The 18,261-nt window shown below is 59.9% G+C and carries 15 protein-coding genes and 3 pseudogenes; 8 read left to right on the forward strand and 10 right to left on the reverse strand.

Annotated elements, in window-relative coordinates; genetic code table 11:
- Nucleotides 1-151 precede the first annotated feature (151 nt).
- From IB252_RS30085 to IB252_RS06510, 4 genes and pseudogenes are all read right to left on the reverse strand, one after another.
- Nucleotides 152-367 (reverse strand): annotated as a pseudogene (locus IB252_RS30085) (hypothetical protein); the annotation flags it as partial.
- Nucleotides 368-536: 169 nt separating this feature from the next.
- Nucleotides 537-950, reverse strand: coding sequence for a VOC family protein (locus IB252_RS06500; RefSeq protein WP_192407623.1), 414 nt, complete (start codon nt 948-950; stop codon nt 537-539).
- Nucleotides 951-1,149: 199 nt separating this feature from the next.
- Complete coding sequence (locus IB252_RS06505) at nt 1,150-1,752, reverse strand: TetR/AcrR family transcriptional regulator (protein ID WP_192407625.1); 603 nt, start codon at nt 1,750-1,752, stop codon at nt 1,150-1,152.
- Nucleotides 1,739-2,590 carry a 3-hydroxybutyryl-CoA dehydrogenase gene (locus IB252_RS06510; protein WP_192407627.1) on the reverse strand — a complete coding sequence of 284 codons (852 nt, stop codon included), beginning with the start codon at nt 2,588-2,590 and terminating at the stop codon, nt 1,739-1,741. The genes IB252_RS06505 and IB252_RS06510 overlap by 14 nt, the downstream gene beginning before the upstream one ends.
- A 165-nt stretch (nt 2,591-2,755) precedes the next feature.
- Between IB252_RS06510 and IB252_RS06515 the strand changes: the two genes are divergently transcribed.
- Nucleotides 2,756-3,775, forward strand: a complete 1,020-nt coding sequence (locus IB252_RS06515) for an AraC family transcriptional regulator (protein ID WP_192407629.1) — start codon at nt 2,756-2,758, stop codon at nt 3,773-3,775.
- Nucleotides 3,772-5,586: an ABC transporter ATP-binding protein gene (locus IB252_RS06520; RefSeq protein ID WP_111452044.1), complete on the forward strand. Its 1,815-nt coding sequence runs from the start codon at nt 3,772-3,774 to the stop codon at nt 5,584-5,586. The genes IB252_RS06515 and IB252_RS06520 overlap by 4 nt, the downstream gene beginning before the upstream one ends.
- 3 nt (nt 5,587-5,589) lie before the next feature.
- Here the strand turns inward: IB252_RS06520 and IB252_RS06525 are convergent, their stop codons facing one another.
- The gene (locus IB252_RS06525) at nt 5,590-6,546 is read right to left on the reverse strand and encodes an alpha/beta hydrolase (protein WP_192407631.1); all 957 of its coding nucleotides are present in this window, start codon (nt 6,544-6,546) and stop codon (nt 5,590-5,592) included.
- A gap of 20 nt (nt 6,547-6,566) precedes the next feature.
- Here IB252_RS06525 and IB252_RS06530 point away from each other — a divergent pair.
- Nucleotides 6,567-6,797: pseudogene (locus tag IB252_RS06530) on the forward strand (2-deoxyribose-5-phosphate aldolase); the annotation flags it as partial.
- Here IB252_RS06530 and IB252_RS06535 read toward each other — a convergent pair.
- From IB252_RS06535 to IB252_RS06545, 3 genes and pseudogenes are all read right to left on the reverse strand, one after another.
- A complete protein-coding gene (locus IB252_RS06535; protein WP_192407633.1) occupies nt 6,798-7,796 on the reverse strand; it encodes an NAD(P)H-quinone oxidoreductase in 999 nt (332 codons plus the stop codon).
- Between the two features lie 120 nt (nt 7,797-7,916).
- Nucleotides 7,917-8,186 (reverse strand): annotated as a pseudogene (locus IB252_RS06540) (YbfB/YjiJ family MFS transporter); the annotation flags it as partial.
- Between the two features lie 77 nt (nt 8,187-8,263).
- The gene (locus IB252_RS06545; RefSeq protein ID WP_192407634.1) at nt 8,264-8,986 is read right to left on the reverse strand and encodes a pirin family protein; all 723 of its coding nucleotides are present in this window, start codon (nt 8,984-8,986) and stop codon (nt 8,264-8,266) included.
- A 347-nt stretch (nt 8,987-9,333) separates the two neighbouring features.
- Here IB252_RS06545 and IB252_RS06550 point away from each other — a divergent pair, with 347 nt between their 5' ends.
- Both IB252_RS06550 and IB252_RS06555 read left to right on the forward strand, forming a co-directional pair.
- Nucleotides 9,334-10,284 (forward strand): GlxA family transcriptional regulator, encoded by a 951-nt coding sequence (locus tag IB252_RS06550; protein ID WP_192407636.1) that lies wholly within the window; start codon nt 9,334-9,336, stop codon nt 10,282-10,284.
- A 183-nt stretch (nt 10,285-10,467) separates the two neighbouring features.
- Nucleotides 10,468-11,952 carry an ATP-binding protein gene (locus IB252_RS06555; RefSeq protein WP_192407638.1) on the forward strand — a complete coding sequence of 495 codons (1,485 nt, stop codon included), beginning with the start codon at nt 10,468-10,470 and terminating at the stop codon, nt 11,950-11,952.
- Here IB252_RS06555 and IB252_RS06560 read toward each other — a convergent pair.
- The gene (locus IB252_RS06560) at nt 11,917-14,721 is read right to left on the reverse strand and encodes an ATP-binding protein (protein ID WP_192407640.1); all 2,805 of its coding nucleotides are present in this window, start codon (nt 14,719-14,721) and stop codon (nt 11,917-11,919) included. The genes IB252_RS06555 and IB252_RS06560 overlap by 36 nt on opposite strands.
- 411 nt (nt 14,722-15,132) lie before the next feature.
- Here IB252_RS06560 and IB252_RS06565 point away from each other — a divergent pair, with 411 nt between their 5' ends.
- Complete coding sequence (locus tag IB252_RS06565; protein ID WP_192407642.1) at nt 15,133-15,705, forward strand: flavodoxin family protein; 573 nt, start codon at nt 15,133-15,135, stop codon at nt 15,703-15,705.
- A gap of 31 nt (nt 15,706-15,736) precedes the next feature.
- A complete protein-coding gene (locus tag IB252_RS06570; protein WP_111452052.1) occupies nt 15,737-16,561 on the forward strand; it encodes an alpha/beta fold hydrolase in 825 nt (274 codons plus the stop codon).
- Between the two features lie 51 nt (nt 16,562-16,612).
- Here the strand turns inward: IB252_RS06570 and IB252_RS06575 are convergent, their stop codons facing one another.
- The gene (locus IB252_RS06575; protein WP_192407644.1) at nt 16,613-17,053 is read right to left on the reverse strand and encodes a helix-turn-helix domain-containing protein; all 441 of its coding nucleotides are present in this window, start codon (nt 17,051-17,053) and stop codon (nt 16,613-16,615) included.
- A gap of 208 nt (nt 17,054-17,261) precedes the next feature.
- Between IB252_RS06575 and IB252_RS06580 the strand changes: the two genes are divergently transcribed.
- Nucleotides 17,262-18,245, forward strand: a complete 984-nt coding sequence (locus IB252_RS06580) for an MBL fold metallo-hydrolase (RefSeq protein ID WP_192407646.1) — start codon at nt 17,262-17,264, stop codon at nt 18,243-18,245.
- Nucleotides 18,246-18,261 lie beyond the last annotated feature (16 nt).

An 18,261-nucleotide genomic window follows, 5' to 3' on the forward strand; every position in this document is an offset into this window, starting at 1 on the left:
CCCGAACTCAGCAGTGAAACGATGCATCGCCGATGGTAGTGTGGGGTTTCCCCATGTGAGAGTAGGTCATCGTCAAGATTAAATTCCGAAACCCCTATCTGCGTATGCAGGTAGGGGTTTTGTTTTGCCCGCAGGAAAGTGCGAACGGACATCACCGGTACTTGATCACAATCCCTTTGAGTTTCCGACCTTCGATGGTTTTTACGTCGCGAGCCCACAGTGGACCGTTGACATAGGCGCCCACCGATTGGATATGGTCGTAGACCACAACCACGGCATCGCCGCCGAGCTTGGCGGACTCTTCGCGTAGTTTTTCTTCTACCTGAGTGATGGGAGGAGCAGGCTCGACGCTCGCGTCGATGAGCAGTGACAGTTTGAGGCGAGTGGACTAAGGCACGTCCTGGGCAGGCAGTGGGGTTCCTCCGAACAATCCGCGGTTGTACGAGGTTGCGCGTTGACGGTAGCAGACAGTCAGGCAGTTGCCAGAAGCCCAACCTTTCAGGTTGGGCTTTTTTCATGCCTTGAGAAAATGAGTTTCACTGATCCTTTTCGCAGTTAACCATCCACGACACACCAAACCGATCAACCAGCATCCCGAAACGTGCTGCCCAGAACGTCGCTTCTAGTGGCATTTGAACGCTGCCGTCTTCCGACAATGCAGCGAAGATCCGTTCAGCCTCCGCAATGCTGTCGACATTCAGTGAAACCGAACAGCCGCTCATTTCGTCAGTAGGGCGATCAGGTGTTGTGTCCGAGCCCATGATCGCCTGATCGCCCACCAGCAGGCGGGTGTGGATGATCAGGTTGTGGTAGTCCGTCGGAAAGTGCTCGCGTGCGGGGCTTTCGCCGAAGGTCATCATGACTTCGATCTGGCCTGGCAGGCTTTGGGCATAGAAGGTGAAGGCGGCTTTGCAGTCGCCATTGAAGATCAGGTAGGGATTGATTTTCATGCTTTGCTCCCGGTTACGAAGAGGCGAAGAGAGGCCGAATTCACCTCAGGCTCCGCAGTGATTGGGCTCCCATTAGCAAAGCGTTAGATGTCGTGATTGACGGGAATTGTTTAGATGTTTTTTCTATTGAAGCGACGTGGCTTATGGCTTCCGGCGCCTAGGTGCAGATCCATGGTCACGGAAATATCGTCCTGGGCCCTTAAGCTACGGCGCGTGAAACCGAGGGGCGCAGCAAGCGCTCGATGGCACCGCTGACCAGGTTTTCCAGCAGATCATCTCGCTCCGCTTCACTCAGCGTGTGCTGCGCCAACCAGCTGGGCGCGCTGTTCAGCAAATTGGCGATGGCGTGCCCGGTGGCAAGTTGCGCCTGCTCGCTGAGACGAGGCCTTGTTCCGAGCATCAGCAGAAGTCGGTGCTCGTATTGCTCGCGAAGCTGCCGAACCCGTTCCTGTTGCTCTTCATTCAGGCAGCCGCTGTCACGCTCCGCCAGACGAAAATGCCAGGGCATCTCCTGATGCAGGTTCAAATGCGCTCGGATAAGGGCATGGAGTTTGTCACGTTTTGCCGGCGCCTTTTGCTCGATCCGCCCCAAGGTTGCCAACAGCTCTTCGTAGAACTCTTCGATCAGGTCGAGCAGCAAGTGCTGTTTGCTGGGGTAATGGTGATACAAAGAGCCGGGAGCGAGCCCCAGGCAGGTCGCAAGCTCACGCATGCCGACCTGTCCGAAACCTTTGCAGGCGAACAGCTCCAGCACCTTGTCCCGGTACTCGGCAAAGCGCGAGCAACGCTCAGGCATAGGCATGGAAGCCACGCCCCGTTTTGCGCCCCAGGTAACCGGCGGCGACCATTTCCTTGAGCAGTGGAGCAGGGCGGTACTTGCTATCGTTGAAGCCGTCGTAGAAGGCTTCGAGGATCGCCAGCACGGTGTCGAGGCCGATCAGGTCCGCCAACGCCAACGGCCCGATCGGCTGATTGCAGCCCAGGCGCATGCCGGCGTCGATATCTTCGGCACTGGCCAGGCCTTCCTGAAACACCAGGATCGCTTCGTTTATCATCGGCACCAGAATCCGGTTGACCACGAAACCCGGACGGTTGCCCGCGGTGATCGCGGTTTTACCGAGAGTGGTCGCCATGTCCAGCGCCAGGGCGTGGGTGGCGTCGCTGGTTTGCAAACCGCGAATCACTTCGATCAGACCCATCACCGGCACGGGGTTGAAGAAGTGCAGACCGATGAAGCGCTCAGGCTGGCTCACGCTGGCCGCGAGTTGGGTGATGGACAGCGAAGACGTGTTGGAGGCAATCACGCAATGATCGCTGACCTGCGCGGCAATCTGTTGCAGCACGCGCAGTTTCAGTTCGAGGTTTTCGGTCGCGGCTTCGATCACCAGTTGCACGTTCTGCAGGTTGCTGTAGTCGGTGCTGGTGCGGATCTTGTCGAGGGCGGCGAGCTTTTGCTCTTGCGTCAGCGTTTCCTTGGCGATCTGTCGATCGAGGTTTTTACTGACGGTTGCGACGGCCTTTTGCAGGGCGCTCTCGGAGATGTCGAGCAAGGTCACGTTAAAACCGGCCAAGGCGCAGACTTGCGCAATGCCGTTGCCCATGGTGCCTGCGCCGATCACGCCAATGTTTTGCAGATTCATGTTCTGTCCTTCCGATCAAATCCCGCGATACCTTGGCCGCCGTAGTGGCCGAAGGCGTACTATTGGCCGCGAGTCTAGAGCCGGCAGGGCGGTTGTCCTATGCCGAAACTGTTCAACGGCACTGGTGTTTTTTGCCATTCGGGTGATGGGGAGAGAAGCGTTCACATGCGGGAAAAGGACTCGGTTTCCGCCTACTTCGTGCAGGCAATGATCCATGGGCTGGGAAACAATCCGCAACGTCAGAGGGCTGCGCTTGAACAGGCCGGCATCGATCCGGCGTTGATGGAGCAGCCCACCGCGCGTGTACCGGCCAGTGCGTTTGCCGCGTTGTGGTTGATTCAGATCCGCGAGCTCAACGATGAGTTCTTCGGGCTCGACTCCCATGGCATGCCGCCGGGCGGTTTCGCCCTGATCTGCCGGGCATTGATTCAGGAACCTGACCTGCACAAAGCCATGCGCCAGTGCCTGGCCAATTTCGCACTATTCCTCCACGACTTTCGCGGCACGCTGACGGTGCGCGGGAAACGTGCAGTGATCAGCCTGCAGAATCACTCGCCAAACAGCGACGTCAGTCGTTTGGGCGAGGAGACGTTTCTGGTATTGATGATCAGTCTGCTCTGCTGGCTGGGTGGGCGGCGCATCCCCATCGATCGCGCAGATTTTCGCCATGAGCGTGTGTCGCTCAGCGATGACCGTTTACTCTGGGGACCCAACCTGACCTTTGGCGCCGAGCGCACCGAAATCGAATTCGCCAGCCACTATTTGCGTCTGCCGGTGGTTCAGGATCTGGCCTCACTGAAAGTGTTTTTGCGCACCGCGCCGCAATGGCTGGTGATCCGTTTTCGTAATCAGCACGGCCTGGCGTCGCAGGTCCATCAGCGCCTGCGTAACAGCCATTACAGCCAATGGCCGACCTTGCAGGCCTTCGCCCTGGAACAGCACCTGAGCCCCAGCACCTTTCGCCGAAAACTGGAGCGGGAAGGGTGTTCGTATCAGGAGATCAAGGACGAGGTACGGCGTGGCGTTGCGTTTGAGCAATTGCGTCACAGTCGTGCGAGCATCAGTGACATTGCCGAGCAGCTTGGCTTTCAGGAGCCAAGCGCGTTTCACCGGGCGTTCAAGAAGTGGACGGGGGAAAGTCCGGGACGGTATCGGGCGAGGTATCAGGGGGGGATCACGGAGTGAACCCTGTTCTCGATCGTTTCACCTCGTTACTCGACCAGGCGAGACGCGCCTTGCTGCTGGTCTGGGCAACGTCTCGCGGGCTGTTTCTGGGATTGGTGCTGGCGACGTTGATTGCCGGTGTACTCCCGGCACTGGCGGCCTGGTTGGGACAACGCATTGTCGATGCGGTGGTCACGGCCATGCAGTTGCACGCACAACAGGGCAGTGCGCCGTTGTGGCCGGTCGTGCGTTATGTGCTGTTTGAAGCGGGCGTGCTCGCATTGCTGTCCGGGACTCAGCGGGCGCTGTCGGTCCAGCAATCGCTATTGCGGGTGCAGTTGGGGCAGAAGGTCAATACGATGATTCTGGAGAAGGCCCAGACGTTATCGCTGGTGCAGTTCGAGAATTCCGAGTTCTACGACAAACTGGTTCGAGTGCGCCGCGAAGCATCGACCCGACCGTTGGCACTGGTGATGAAGTCGTTGGGGCTGATCCAGAATCTGATTGTGTTGATCAGCTTCGGCGTATTGCTGGTGCATTTTTCGCCCTGGGCGCTGGTACTGCTGGTGGTCGGCGCGTTGCCGGTGTTCTTCGCCGAAGCACATTTTTCCGGCGATGCTTTCAGGCTTTTCACTCGCCGCGCGCCGGAGAGTCGACAACAGAATTACATCGAAACGCTGCTCTCTCACGAGGGCTACATTAAAGAAGTCAAACTGTTCGGCTTCGCGCCGCTGCTGTTGAAGCGTTATCGCGACACGTTCGCACGGCTCTATGCCGAAGACCGGCGCCTGACGCTACGTCGGGATGGCTGGGGATTTGTCCTCGGTCTACTGGGCACCGGCGCGTTTTATCTGGCCTATGCCTGGGTGGTGGTCGATACCGTCCATGGCAACATCAGCCTCGGGCAGATGACCATGTACCTGGTGTTATTCAAGCAGGGGCAGACGGCAGTCAGCAGCAGCTTGAGTGCCATCAGCGGTCTCTACGAGGATGGTCTTTACCTGTCCAGTCTTTATGAATACCTGGCCGAGCCTGTCGTGGCGGATACCGGCAACCTCACCGTGGGGGCCGTGCCCGGCGATGGCCTGCGTTTCGAAAACGTCGGCTTCCGTTATCCGGGCGCCAGTCGCGCTGCGTTGGAAGGCATCGATCTTCACCTTGTGCCCGGCCACAGTGTGGCGCTGGTGGGGGAGAACGGTTCGGGCAAGACCACGCTGATCAAATTGCTGACGCGGCTGTACCGTCCTGATCAGGGCCGTATCCTGCTGGACGGCAGCGATCTGCAAGCGTGGGAAGAAGACGCGCTGCGACGGCGCATCGGGGTGATTTTTCAGGACTACATCCGCTACCAATTTTCCGTTGGCGAGAACATCGGCGTCGGTGACACCCTGGCGTTCAACGATGAGCAGCGCTGGCAGGAGGCCGCCGCCGAGGGCATGGCCGCACCCTTTATCGAGGGGCTGGATCGAGGGTATGCCACGCAGTTGGGGCGGTGGTTTGCCGGGGGGCAGGAGCTGTCCGGTGGACAATGGCAGAAGATCGCGTTGTCGCGCGCCTACATGCGGCGCAACGCCGATATCCTGATTCTGGATGAGCCGACCTCTGCACTCGACCCGGCAGCGGAAGCGGCGGTATTCGAGCATTTCAGTGAGCACACCGAAGGCCGGATGACGTTGCTGATCTCTCACCGGTTTTCCAGCGTGCGCAATGCGGACCACATCATTGTGCTGGACCAGGGAGCGATCCTTGAGCGGGGCGATCACGACAGTCTGGTGGCCGCGGGCGGGCGCTATGCGCAGTTGTTTGATTTGCAGGCCCGGGGTTACCGATAGACCTCAAGACTCCCGGGAAACCCGAACCACGGCCGGTCCGGCCATTTGTGTCGGTTTTGTTTTCATCAAACCGTCGAGTGCCTGGCGATACTGGGTACCGCCCTGGCTCATGCTGTTGTTGTGTGTACCACCGGGCACCAATAACAGGTGCTTGGGTTCGTTGGCGGCATTGAACAACTGCTGGCTGAACCGCGAGGGCATGAACGGGTCGGCCAGGCCATGGACCACCAGCAATGGCATGTTGATGTCGACAATCTTGTCGATGGAATCGAATTTCTGCGACAGCAGCCAGCGCGCCGGCAACCATTTCACCGGCAGGTTGCTGTCGGCCACTTGCGCCACGGCATCGCCCAGCGAGGTGAAAGTGGATTCGATTACCAGACCGCGCACCGGTACCACGCCATGCTCCTTTTTCGCCTGTGCGGTCAGGTCTGCCGCCAGGTCGATAGCCACCGCGCCACCCAGAGAATGGCCGTAGATCAGGCGCTTGTTGGCGTCCGGTTGCATTTGGGTGAAGCGCTCCCAAGCGGCTCGCGCATCCTCATAAACACTGGCTTCCGACGGCAGATCCCCCTTGCTCTGGCCAAACCCGCGGTAGTCGATGGCCAGCACCGAATAGCCCATGGCACGCAATTGCTCGATGCGGAACGCCTGGCCAGTCAGGTTCCAGCGCACGCCATGCAGGTAGAGGATCGACGGCGCATCGCGACGCGCGGCCGGCCACCACCAGGCATGCAGGCTTTGCCCGGCCTTGAAGCTGGCGGGTTTGATGTCGAACTCCTGAACGTCCTGCGGCAGACCACGATACCAACCAGCGTTGCCCGGCTCGATGCGGAACAGCAACTCGCGTTCTGTGTACTTGAGCACGCCGCAGCTCACCGGCAAACCGACGATCAGCACGGCCATGCACAGCAGCGGCAGCCAGCGTCGGCCCAAGCGGCTCATCAGGTTAGAAAACATGCGGTGGCCCGGAGGATCAAAAGGAAAGTTCGGGTTTTAACAGAAGCGTGGCGAAGGCAGGAATAAATTCGACAGTCGTATGTATGGCCCGACGCCGCACCGTCGGCGCGCTTATTGGGGTCAAGGCTTCCGGTGGCGTACGCGATTACCCGACTGCACTGGCGATGATCGAGGCCGGCGCCACGCGACTGGGCACCAGCTCGGGCATCGCGATCATCAGCGGCGCCCTGGCGGCGGGTGAGGGCTACTGATCAGTCCACCCGCAAGACAATCTTGCCGATGTGATCACCCGCTTCCATCCGGGCATGAGCCAGCGACGCGTCGGTCAATGGATAGACCTTGTCGATCATCGGCAGGCAACGCCCGGCGGCGAGTACGGGCCAGACGTACTCGTGCAACTGTTCGGCGATCGAGGCTTTTTCTTCGCGGGTGCGCGCGCGCATCAGTGAGCCAGTGATCGTCGCGCGTTTGCCCAGGATCGCCAGCAGGTCGACGTCTTTGGCGTGGGCGCCACCGAGAAAGCCCAGCATCACCAGTCGACCGTCCATACCCAACGCCGCGATATTCTGATTCAGGTACGAACCGCCCATGATGTCGAGGATGACGTTGACGCCCTTGCCGGCGGTTCTTTCCTGGATGACTTGGACGAAGTCCTGATCGCGATAGTTGATCGCCTCGGCCCCCAACGTGCGGATCGCTGCACATTTTTCTTCACTGCCCGCCGTGGCGAATGCCTTGATGCCAAACTCGCGACACAACATCAGTGCGGTGGTGCCGATGCCACTGGTGCCGCCGTGAATTAATGCGCGCTGGCCTTTGCTGGCGCCGCCCATGTCGAACAGATTGGCCCACACCGTGAAGAAAGTTTCTGGCACCGCCGCGGCGTGCACCCAATCCATCCCTTCAGGAATCGGCAACGTCTGGCTGGCCGGTGCAACGCAATATTGTGCGTAACCGCCACCGTTGGTCAGTGCACAGACGTTATCGCCGACGATGAATTCGTTGACGCCAGCGCCGATCGCCACCACTTCACCGGCCACTTCCAGACCGGGAATCGGGCTCATGCCGGGTTTCATCGGGTACTTGCCGGCGCGTTGAATCACGTCGGGGCGGTTGACCCCGGCAGCGTGCACGCGAATCAGCACTTCGCCTGCACCTGCGTTGGGGACCGGTTCCTGACGCGGCTTTAAAACCCCCGGACCACCGGGTTCGGTGATTTCAATCAGGGTCATGGTTTGGGGCAGATTCATGTCGGCGTCCTGTTGAGAAAGTCATCTGTAAATGGGATCGCATGAGTGAACGAATGATTCAATCCAATGCACTGATCCCTGTGGGAGCGAGCCTGCTCGCGAATGCGGTGTTTCAGTCACCTACTTTGTTGAATGCGACGCCGTCTTCGCGAGCAGGCTCGCTCCCACATTGTTTGATCTGTTCAGCAAGCGCATGACCTGTTCCAGTAACAGTGCGACCACAATGGCGCCGGCTGCAATGACAAACAACAACGCGTGATCGCCGCCGCTGGCGTTGAACAACGCCGAATACGCATACCCGGCGATAGCCTGAAACGTAGCGAATGAAACCGTCGCGCGGCTCCAGGCAAGTTGCTGTTGATGATGCTGTGGGACCAGTTCGTGAACCCGTCACCGCCCGCAGGGCCAGCACTGCACGAATCCCTGTAGGAGCTGTCGAGTGAAACGAGGCTGCGATCTCTTGATCTTTATGGCATTTCCGGCAGTTCTTGCGGCCGCAGGTCAAAGATCAATACCTCGGCATCGACGCCATTGCTCAAGGTCAGCACCTGTTCATCGCGAACCCGCACGCCATCGCCTTCCTGCAACGGCACGCCGTTGAGCTCGACATTGCCGCGGGCCACATGCACATAGGCATGGCGGTTGGTGGCCAATTCCAGCGCAGCGCTTTCCTTACCGTCGATCAGCGCCGCATAAACCCGTGCATCCTGACGCACCTTCAGCGAACCTTTCGCCCCGTCGGGGGAGATGATCAGTTGCAGACGGCCGCGTTTCTTTTGCGTGCTGAAATGCTCTTGCTGATAGCGCGGTTTGGCGCCGCTGATGTCCGGCACGATCCAGATTTGCAGGAAGTGCACCGGCCGGGTGGTCGAGTGGTTGTATTCGCTGTGCGCCACGCCGCTGCCGGCGCTCATCAACTGCACGTCGCCGGGGCGGATCACTGAGCCAGTGCCCAGGGTGTCTTTGTGTTCCAAAGCACCTTCGAGCACATAAGAGAAAATCTCCATGTCGCGGTGTGGGTGCTGGCCGAAACCTTTACCGGCGGCAACCCGGTCATCGTTGATCACCAGCAGGTCGGAAAAACCCTGTTCTTTCGGGTTGCGATAGTTGGCGAAGGAAAAGGTATGGAACGACTTCAACCAACCGTGATTGGCCGCGCCGCGATCCGAAGCTTTGCGAAGGGTCAGCATGATGAAATCTCCTGTGGGGACGTTGATTCGTCCGAGTGAGGAGAAGGTTAATGGTTACTGGTTGGTGCAATAAGTAGGTGAAAATTTAAATACTGTCCTGTTGAGGTTGACAGTGATCGGCAGGCGATCACGTATTCTTCTCCGACGCCGATGCCACATTTGGCCATAATGCACAGCATTCCTCTGATGCCGGGCACAAGACCTGTGGGAGCGAGCCTGCTCGCGAAGGCGGCGTCACATCCAACACTGTTGGTGACTGATAGATCGCTTTCGCGAGCAGGCTCGCTCCCACAGGTGGGTGGTGTTTGGCAGATGGATTTTCTTTTGACTTCAGTGATTTTGAACCCATGAAAACCGTGGCTATTGTGTTGTTCCCGGACTTTCTCCTGCTGGACATGGCAGGCCCGATGGAAGTGTTTTCCATCGCCAATCGATATCTGGCACCGGATGATCGTTACGAACTGTCGACCATCGGCACCGAGCATGGCGCGCTGCGTGCCTCCAACGGCGTCAGCGTCCAGGCCGATTTGCACATCGATCAGGCGGATCAGGCGTATGACCTGTTGCTGGTGCCGGGCGGTCCGGGTGCCTACAACGAAAAACATCCACCGTTGTTGTGTTGGCTCAAAGCCGCGGTCGGTCGCGCCGAGCGATACGGCTCGATCTGCACCGGCGCGTTCGTGCTGGGCCATGCCGGTTTGCTGGACGGTTATCGCGTGACCACCCACTGGCATTACACCGAACGACTGATCAAAGGCTTCCCGAAGGCTACCGTCGAAACCGATCAGATTTACGTGCAGGACCGCAACCTCATCACTTCCGGCGGCGTCACTGCCGGCATCGACCTGGCACTGTCGGTGGTCACCGAAGACCATGGCAAGAAAGTCGCCCAAGACGTCGCCAAGGTATTGCTGGTGGTCATGAAGCGGCAGGGTGGGCAGGCGCAATTCAGCCCGTTGATGGCGGCTGTCGCACCGCAGGAAACACCGATCACTCGCGTGCAGAACTTTGTACTCGAACACCTCGATGAAGCATTCAGCATCGAACGCATGGCCAGCCTGGCGAACATGAGTGCGCGGCACTTCGCCCGAATGTTTGCTCGGGAAGTGAACATGACGCCCATGGAATTTCTGCAAAGTGCGCGTATCGACAGCGCCAGGAATCTGCTGGAAACCAGCGACTTGCCACTCAAGACAGTGGCGTTCAAAAGTGGCTTCGGCAGCGTACGGCACATGCGTTTTCTGTTCAGTGAAAAGCTTGGTTTGACGCCGACCCAATACCGTGAACAGTTCAGCTAGAGCCTTCTTGTCCGTTATGCGCACCGTGATGGCTGTGACGCTCCCTCCGTGGCAGTTGTACCGTCACTGATGCCTGCCAAGATACCCTGAACGCTTTGCAATGGAGGTGCGGGAGCCTGGAAGGCGGGTGCAAGGGATGTTGCTGCACTGTGAGCCGGGCCAGGTTTCAGCACGTGAATGTGCATGAACAGCCTCAGAGATTTAAACAGCGATGCGGTGCTGCGATTCGGCCCCTATGCATTCCACCTGCGGCAACGGCTGATCCTTGAAGGTGATCGACCGCTGCGCATGGGCGGTCGGGCGCTGGATATCCTCCAGGTGCTGGTCGAGCGCGCCGGCAACGTGGTCAGCAAGGACGAACTGATTGCTCACGTCTGGCCGACGTCCGTGGTTGAGGAAATCAACCTGCGCGTGCACATTGCCGCCCTGCGTCGGGCGCTTGGCGACGGGCAGAATGGCCAGCGCTACATCGTCAACATTCCCCAGCGGGGTTACAGTTTTATCGCCCCGGTGCAGCCCGCGTCCGCGGGCACGCGGCTCTTGATCGAGACCGTGCAAAAACATCAGCACAACCTGCCCGCACGACTCACGCCGGTGACCGGTCGGGATTCGCTGGTCGGCAGTCTGGTCCGACAGTTGCCGGTCCGGCGTTTCATGACGCTGGTCGGCCCCGGCGGCGTCGGCAAGACCACGGTGGCGTTGCGTGTCGGCGAACTGCTGTTGCAGCACTATGAAGAGGGGGTGTGGCTGGTTGATTTCGCAGCGATCGGTGACCCCGCTAGAGTGGTCGATCATCTGATCCAGACCCTTGAACGGGAGATTGGCACGACGCTGGAGGTGCTGGCAAACTGGCACGCGTTGCTGGTGCTGGACAACTGCGAACACCTGCTGGAACGCTGTCGAACCCTGGTCGAGGATTTGCTGATGTCGGCGCCTCGGCTGTCCATTCTGGTGACCAGCCGCGAGCCTTTACAGGCAGGAGGGGAAACGGTTCTGCGTGTACCGTCTCTGGCGGTGCCGCCCGCGTCGGCGTTGCACAGTGTCGCCCAAGCCATGGGGTATTCGGCGGTGCAGCTGTTCGTCAGCCGTGCCCGAACCCGTCAACAAGGGTTTGCCTTGCGCGAACAAGACCTCAAGGCGGTCCGTGAAATCTGTCGGCGGCTCGACGGTTTGCCACTGGCCATCGAACTGGCTGCGGCGCAGATCCATGCGCTGGCGTTGGTCGGTTTGCAAGCTCAGCTGGATAACTGTCTTCAGCTGCTGACCCAAGGCCGGCGCACGGCGGTGCCCCGACATCAGACGCTCAAAGCTGCCCTGGACTGGAGCTATGAACGGCTGAGCCTGCCTGAACAAACCGTGTTGCAGCGCCTGTCGGTGTTCAAAATGTCATTCACCCTCGATGCCGCGATTGGCGTGTGCAGTTGCGCGGAGCTGAAGCCCGATCAACTGGCGGCGCTGGTGACGCGATTGGTCGCCAAATCGTTGCTCGCGATGGATCAGGTCAACGGCACGACCCGTTTTCGTTTTCTCAACACCACGCGCACCTATGCCCTTGAGAAGCTCGAACACAACGGCCACCTGCGGGCGTTTGAGCAGCGCCATTCGCATTACATCAGCCGGGCGCGCTGGGTCTCAGGCGTGCAGTTGCCCATTGAGCTCCTCGAGTAATCGACGGACTTTGCTCAGGTCCGGTGTAGAAAATCCCTCGGTGAACCGATTGTAGATCGGCGCCAGCAGCTCATGAGCTTGCTGATACAGGCCCTGACGCTGCCAAAGTTGCGCCAGCGAGGTGGCGCTGCGCAGTTCCCACGCCAGGGCGCCCTGATGTTTCGCCACGTTCAATGCCCTGATCAGCACGGCCTCGGCCGCTTCGGTTTTCAGTGGGCAATCCTCGGCCAGCAGCGCATCAGCCCGGGCCCGCAGTACTTCCGCCGTGCTCCAGCCAGCCGTACCGGTGTCGGCCCGTTGCAACAGGGCGTCATCGACGAAACTGCCATCCAGCGTGACCATGATGTCCTTGATCAGCCCCACGCCTGGCTGAAGAGGCAAGTGCGCCTCGGCGCTGTCGATCACCTGCGCATAGTGTCGGGCCCAGGTGTAGAACAGCAGCACCGAGTGTTTTTGTGCTTGTTCCAGCAGCTGGTGCAAGAGTTCACGAGCCGTTCGGGTATCGCCGTTGTAGTGAGCGATCGGGCAACCGGCCAGCGCCAGGGTGTAGCAGATGGACGTGCCGTGGTTGATCTGGGTCGCAATCTCCAGCGCTTGCCGGGCGGTGTGCCAGGCTTGTTCTGGTTGCCCCTGCAACCAGAGGATGCGCGCCAGAATCGTCAGGGCGGCGACGCTCTGATCGTAGTGCACGCCAAAACCGTAGGTGAAGCGGTTGAGGTGGCCGCTCTGGGCCATGCGCTGAAGCACCTGCTCGGCATTGATCCGCGCCTGCTGTTGGTCCCCGGCAAAGTGTAACGCCAGCACCCGCAAGCGATGCATGCTGAGGGACAACACTGCATCGCCGTGCAGCCCCAACCGATCGAATTGCCGGCTCTGTTCCAGGGCCATTTGATAATTGGCGCAACAGAGGTTGACCGCCATGTGCCCGGACACTGCCCGCAACTGACCGGCCAAATCGTTGCATTGCTTGGCCAGGGTTCTGGCGCTGACGAAAGCCTCGATGGTTTCAGCCGTGCTCATCTGAGTGTGATAGCAAGAACTGCCGAGGGCGAGATGCAGGGCTATTTTCAGCTGCGGGCAGGGATCGGACGTTGCATCGAGCAGGGCCAGCGCCCTGCGCACGTAAAGGCCGTGCTCCTTGAGCAGCGACAGCTCCTGCCACAGCGGCGTGGAAGCTGCCGTCAGGCGGATCGCCAATGCCTGCGGTCCTTGCGCGTTAAAACACCAGTCGAGGGCCGAACGAATGTCTTCCAGACCGCGGGTATAACGCTCGATCCATGTACCTGTCGGGATCAGCTCCCAGTCGTGCTGGGCCTGATTCATCAACGCCAGACAGCGCTTGGCGTGACGTTCCCGGGTATCGGGCAGGTCGGCGGCCTGGTCGAGTTTCTCCAGGGCATAGCTGCGGGTAGTGTCGAGCAATCGGTAAAACACCTCTTCGTCCCCCACCTCCACGTTCAGCAGCGATTTGGCCACCAGTTGCGTGATCGAGCCAAACACTGCTTGCGGTTCGATGTGTTCGCCGACGATCACCGCCGCCGCCGATTCCAGGGTGAACCCGCCCCTGAACACACCCAGTCGGCGCAAGCAGGCTTGTTCGCAGGCATTGAGCAGCTCGAAGCTCCAGTCCAGTGTGGCGCGCAAGGTTTGGTGTCGGCCCAGCGTGGTCTGACAACCCTGGGTGAGCAGGCGAAAACTGCCTTGGAGCTGGGTCAGTAATCCGCTCAATCCGAGGCTGTTGACTTGCGCGGCCGCCAATTCGATCGCCAATGGAATACCGTCCAGACGCCGGCAGATTTCAATTGCCAGCGGCAGCTCGTCATCGGTCAGTTCGAAGCTGTCGTGGCTGGCCATCGCCCTTTCGACGAACAACTGCAAGGCGGAAAAGGTCAGGGCCTGAGCGCGGTCTGGCACGGCAATGGGGGGAGGGCAGTCCAGCGACTCCAGGCGCTGGACACATTCACCTTCGGCCCGCAGGCTCTCACGGCTGGTGGCCAGAATGTGCACCTCTGGCGCGGCGCGCAGAAGGCTCTCGCTCAGCAATGCGATGGCGTCGACCAGGTGTTCGCAGTTGTCGATCACCAGCAGCATCTGCCGGTCGCGCAAAAACGCGGCAAGGCCGCTCATCGGCTCGGCGTCGTGCAAGGACAGTTCGAGCAATGTCGCCAGGTGAACGGTGATCATCGATGGATCATTGATCGGCGCCAGGTCCAGCAGGCGAATGCCATCCCGGTAGCGCCCGATCAGTTGTTCGGCGACACGCAGGGCCACGGTGGTTTTGCCGATCCCGCCGGGCCCGACCAGAGTAATGAAACGCTGGCGTGACAGCTGGACCACCAGGCTATCGACGAGAGACTGGCGGCCGATCATGCGGGTTCGACGAACGGGCAGGTTGTGGCCACTCGGCACGGATGCTGCGCTCCCTGGAGGGTGCTCGATGTGCTCCAGCGAATACGGCGCCACAAAGCTGTACCCGCGCTGCGCCACGGTGATGATGTAACGCTGGCCGGCCTGTCCGTCGCCGAGGGCCTTGCGCAAGGCGGCCATGTGCACCCGCAGGTTAATGTCTTCCACCACGTTTTTCGGCCAGACCCTGGCGATCAGTGTTTGTTTGCTGACCACCTCCCCGGCGTGTTCCAAAAGGATCAACAGAATGTCCATGGCACGTCGACCCAGGCGCAGGGGCTGGTCGGCCTCCATGACCAGACGTTGTCCGGGATAGATCCGGTAGGGGCCGAAATGGATGGCTTGGTCGGGGGAAAGGGTCAACGTGTCACTCCTGCTTGCAGCCGTCTGATACGCGGTTTTCGAGCATATTCGTCAGGTTTTTACGGCAACGCAATGCGCTGGCCGGATGACTCTGCGGCGTCTGCCTGGACTGCTGGTTCTCCGCCCTTGTTCATGGGTTCCGTAATTATTGGGCGCGACGGTCTTGAAGGTATCGCTGAGGCTTTTGGCGCGCCAGGGAAAATTAACAACGTTTAACTCGTCCTGCGTCCGGTCTACGCTCAAAACTCTGCATCTTCAACGGCCACCGGTCTGTGGGAGCGAGCCTGCTCGCGAAGGCGGCGGCACATTCAACATCGTGGGTGACTGATACAACGCTTTCGCGAGCAGGCTCGCTCCCACAGGGGGGCTGCCGTGGAACAAAGGGATTAAACATGTCATGAGGACGTCGGAATGAGCAGCGTGGTGGTGGTCTATCACAGTGGCTACGGGCACACCCGTGTCATGGCCGAAGCCGTGGCCCAAGGCGTGGAACGGCACGGCAGTACCTGCCGGCTGATTTCGGTCGAGGACGTGGACCGGCACTGGGACCATTTGCACAACGCCGACGCAATCATCTTCGGCGCGCCGACCTACATGGGTAGCGTCTCGGCACCCTTCAAGGGGTTCATGGACGCCACGGCGGCGTTCTACCTGGCCCAACCCTGGCGCGACAAACTGGCGGCCGGCTTCACCAATTCCGGCTGCCTGTGCGGCGACAAACTCAACACTTTGCTGCAGATGGCAGTGTTCGCCGCGCAGCATTCAATGATCTGGGTTGGCCTCGACCTGCTGCCGGCGCGTTCGAGCAAGGGCGTGTTCGATGGGCAAATGAATCGCCTGGGCAGCTCGCTGGGCGCCATGGCGCAGTCGAATGTCGAACAGTCCCCCGAACGCGCACCGCCCCCCGAAGACCGCCGCACCGCCGCCCATCTGGGCGAGCGAGTGGCGCGGCTGGCTGAACGCATGAGCCACTCACCGGTTTGATTCACCCCAACACTCACTAAGGAGACAACACATGAGTACGTTCACGACCCGAGACGGCACCGAGATTTATTACAAGGACTGGGGCACCGGTCAGCCTATTGTCTTCAGCCACGGCTGGCCGTTGAACGCCGACAGCTGGGAGTCGCAGATGATCTTCCTGGCTGCCAAAGGCTACCGGGTGATTGCCCATGATCGCCGCGGTCATGGCCGCTCCAGCCAGCCGTGGACCGGCAACGACATGGACACCTACGCCGATGATCTGGCGCAGTTGATCGAGTGGCTGGACCTCAAAGATGCGGTGCTGTTCGGCTTCTCCACCGGCGGCGGTGAAGTGGCGCGCTACATTGGTCGCCACGGTACCGAGCGCGTAGCCAAGGCCGGGCTGATTTCTTCGGTGCCGCCGCTGATGCTCAAGACTGAAGCCAACCCTGGCGGCCTGCCGATCGAGGTGTTTGACGGCATTCGCAAGGCGTCCCTGGCCGACCGTTCTCAGCTTTATATCGACCTCGCCAGCGGTCCGTTCTTCGGCTTCAACAAACCAGACGCCAAGCCATCCCAGGGCATGATCGACTGGTTCTGGATGCAAGGCATGACCTCCGGCCACAAGAACGCTTATGACTGCATCAAGGCGTTCTCCGAAACCGACTTCACCGAAGACCTGAAGAAGTTCGACATTCCGACGCTGGTGGTGCATGGCGATGCTGACCAGGTGGTGCCGATCGAAGCGTCGGGTATTGCGTCTGCAAAACTGGTGAAAGGATCTACGTTGAAGATCTATCCCGGCGCCCCCCATGGCTTGACTGATACCCACAAGGATCAGCTCAACGCCGATCTGCTGGCGTTTTTGAAGGACTAAGCGTTACTCCCTGGCCCCCCGATCCTATGCCATGGAAGCTTTGTAGCGGGTTTATTGCGCGTGAAGTTGAGCGGTGCAGGCGGGGCGGTGGGCCGGGGAGCGCAGGGTGCGGCAACGCCATGCAAATGGAGTGATGCCTTCATTGCGCGTGAAGATGTGGCAGAAATGCGCTTGATCGCAGAAGCCGCATTCGAGACTGATTTGCGTCAGCGTCAGGTCAGTGTTCTGGATCAATTGCTTGGCGCGGGCGATGCGCTGGTTGCGAATCCAGTCCTGAGGCGAGAGCCCGGTGCTGCACTTGAACGCGCGGGAGAAATGGCTGCGCGAAAGGGCGCAGGCGCGGGCCAGTTCGGTCACTTCAACGGTTTCACCAAGGCGCTCGAGGATCAGTTGCTTGACCAGGCTTTCGCGCCACGGAGTCAGGCCGCCGGTCGTTTTCTTTCGCGTTTCAGTGGTCGTCTCGCGGACGACGTTTTGCTGAGAATGAGCCATGACAGATGTCCTTGTCGGTGAGCTTCATTTTTGGTCGCAGGGCTCTGGCAGGCGAGTTAAACGTTGTTAATTCCGTCAATGTGCGGCGGTAACCAACAGCGCTAACTCAGCACATTGCTGCAATTTCCACGGCTGCGAGCCGTGCAAAATTGACGTTATCTGGCGGCGTTGTGCGTGGCCGCTCCTCTGACTCGACCAAGGTGGTGGCATGAAACATTCTCTGGTTTGCGCGCTGGGGCTCGCGGCAGCGCTGGCGTCCGGCATTTCCTCGGCTCAGGCACCGGCGCAAGTCGGCACGCAAGTGCCGGGTTATTACCGGTTGGCGTTGGGCGATTACGAGGTGACGGCGTTGTTCGATGGCTACAACGATCTGTCGCCCAAACTGCTCAAAGGCCTGACTCAAAGTCAGATCCGCGCGCTGCTGGCTCGCCGTTCGATTGAAACGCCGGGCGTACAAACCGCGTTCAATGCCTTTTTGATCAACACTGGCAAGCAATTGATCCTCGTCGATACCGGTGCCGGCCAGTGCATTGGTGCTACCGCCGGGATGCTGTCAGACAATATGAAAGCCGCCGGTTATGAGCCGGCGCAGGTCGATACGGTTTTGTTGACCCACCTGCATTTGGACCATGTCTGCGGACTGGTCGACGGCCAGCAGAAACCGGTTTTCGCCAACGCCACTGTTTACGCGGCAAAGGCAGAAGCTGACTACTGGCTCGATCCTCAAGCCTTCGGCAAGGCGCCCGAGGGTGCCAAGCCGTATTTCAAAATCGCCCAGGATTCGACCGCGCCCTACGTCGCGGCAGGTCGCTTCAAGACGTTCGATGCCGGTCAGTCGCCGGTAGCGGGTGTGGAGGCGGTTATCGAGACCGGCCATACGCCGGGCAGCACCACGTACCGCTTCACCTCGCAGGGTCAGAGCATTCTGTTCATGGGGGATCTGGTGCATAACCTGGCGGTGCAGTTCGAACACCCGGAAGTGTCGATCGGCTTTGACGTCAACAGTCAGCAAGCGATCAAGAGCCGCGCCAGGGTTTTCAGTGATGCAGCGGCGAGCAAAATCTGGGTAACAGCGGCGCATTTGCCGTTTCCGGGCATCGGCCATATCGCGGCAGAGGGCAAGCATTTCCAATGGGTACCGGTGGAGTACGGTCCTTATAAACGTGCGGCCAACGTACCGCTGATCGAGTAAATTCCAACGCTAAGTG

Source organism: Pseudomonas sp. PDM10, from assembly GCF_014852295.1.
In the GTDB taxonomy this organism is placed as follows: domain Bacteria; phylum Pseudomonadota; class Gammaproteobacteria; order Pseudomonadales; family Pseudomonadaceae; genus Aquipseudomonas.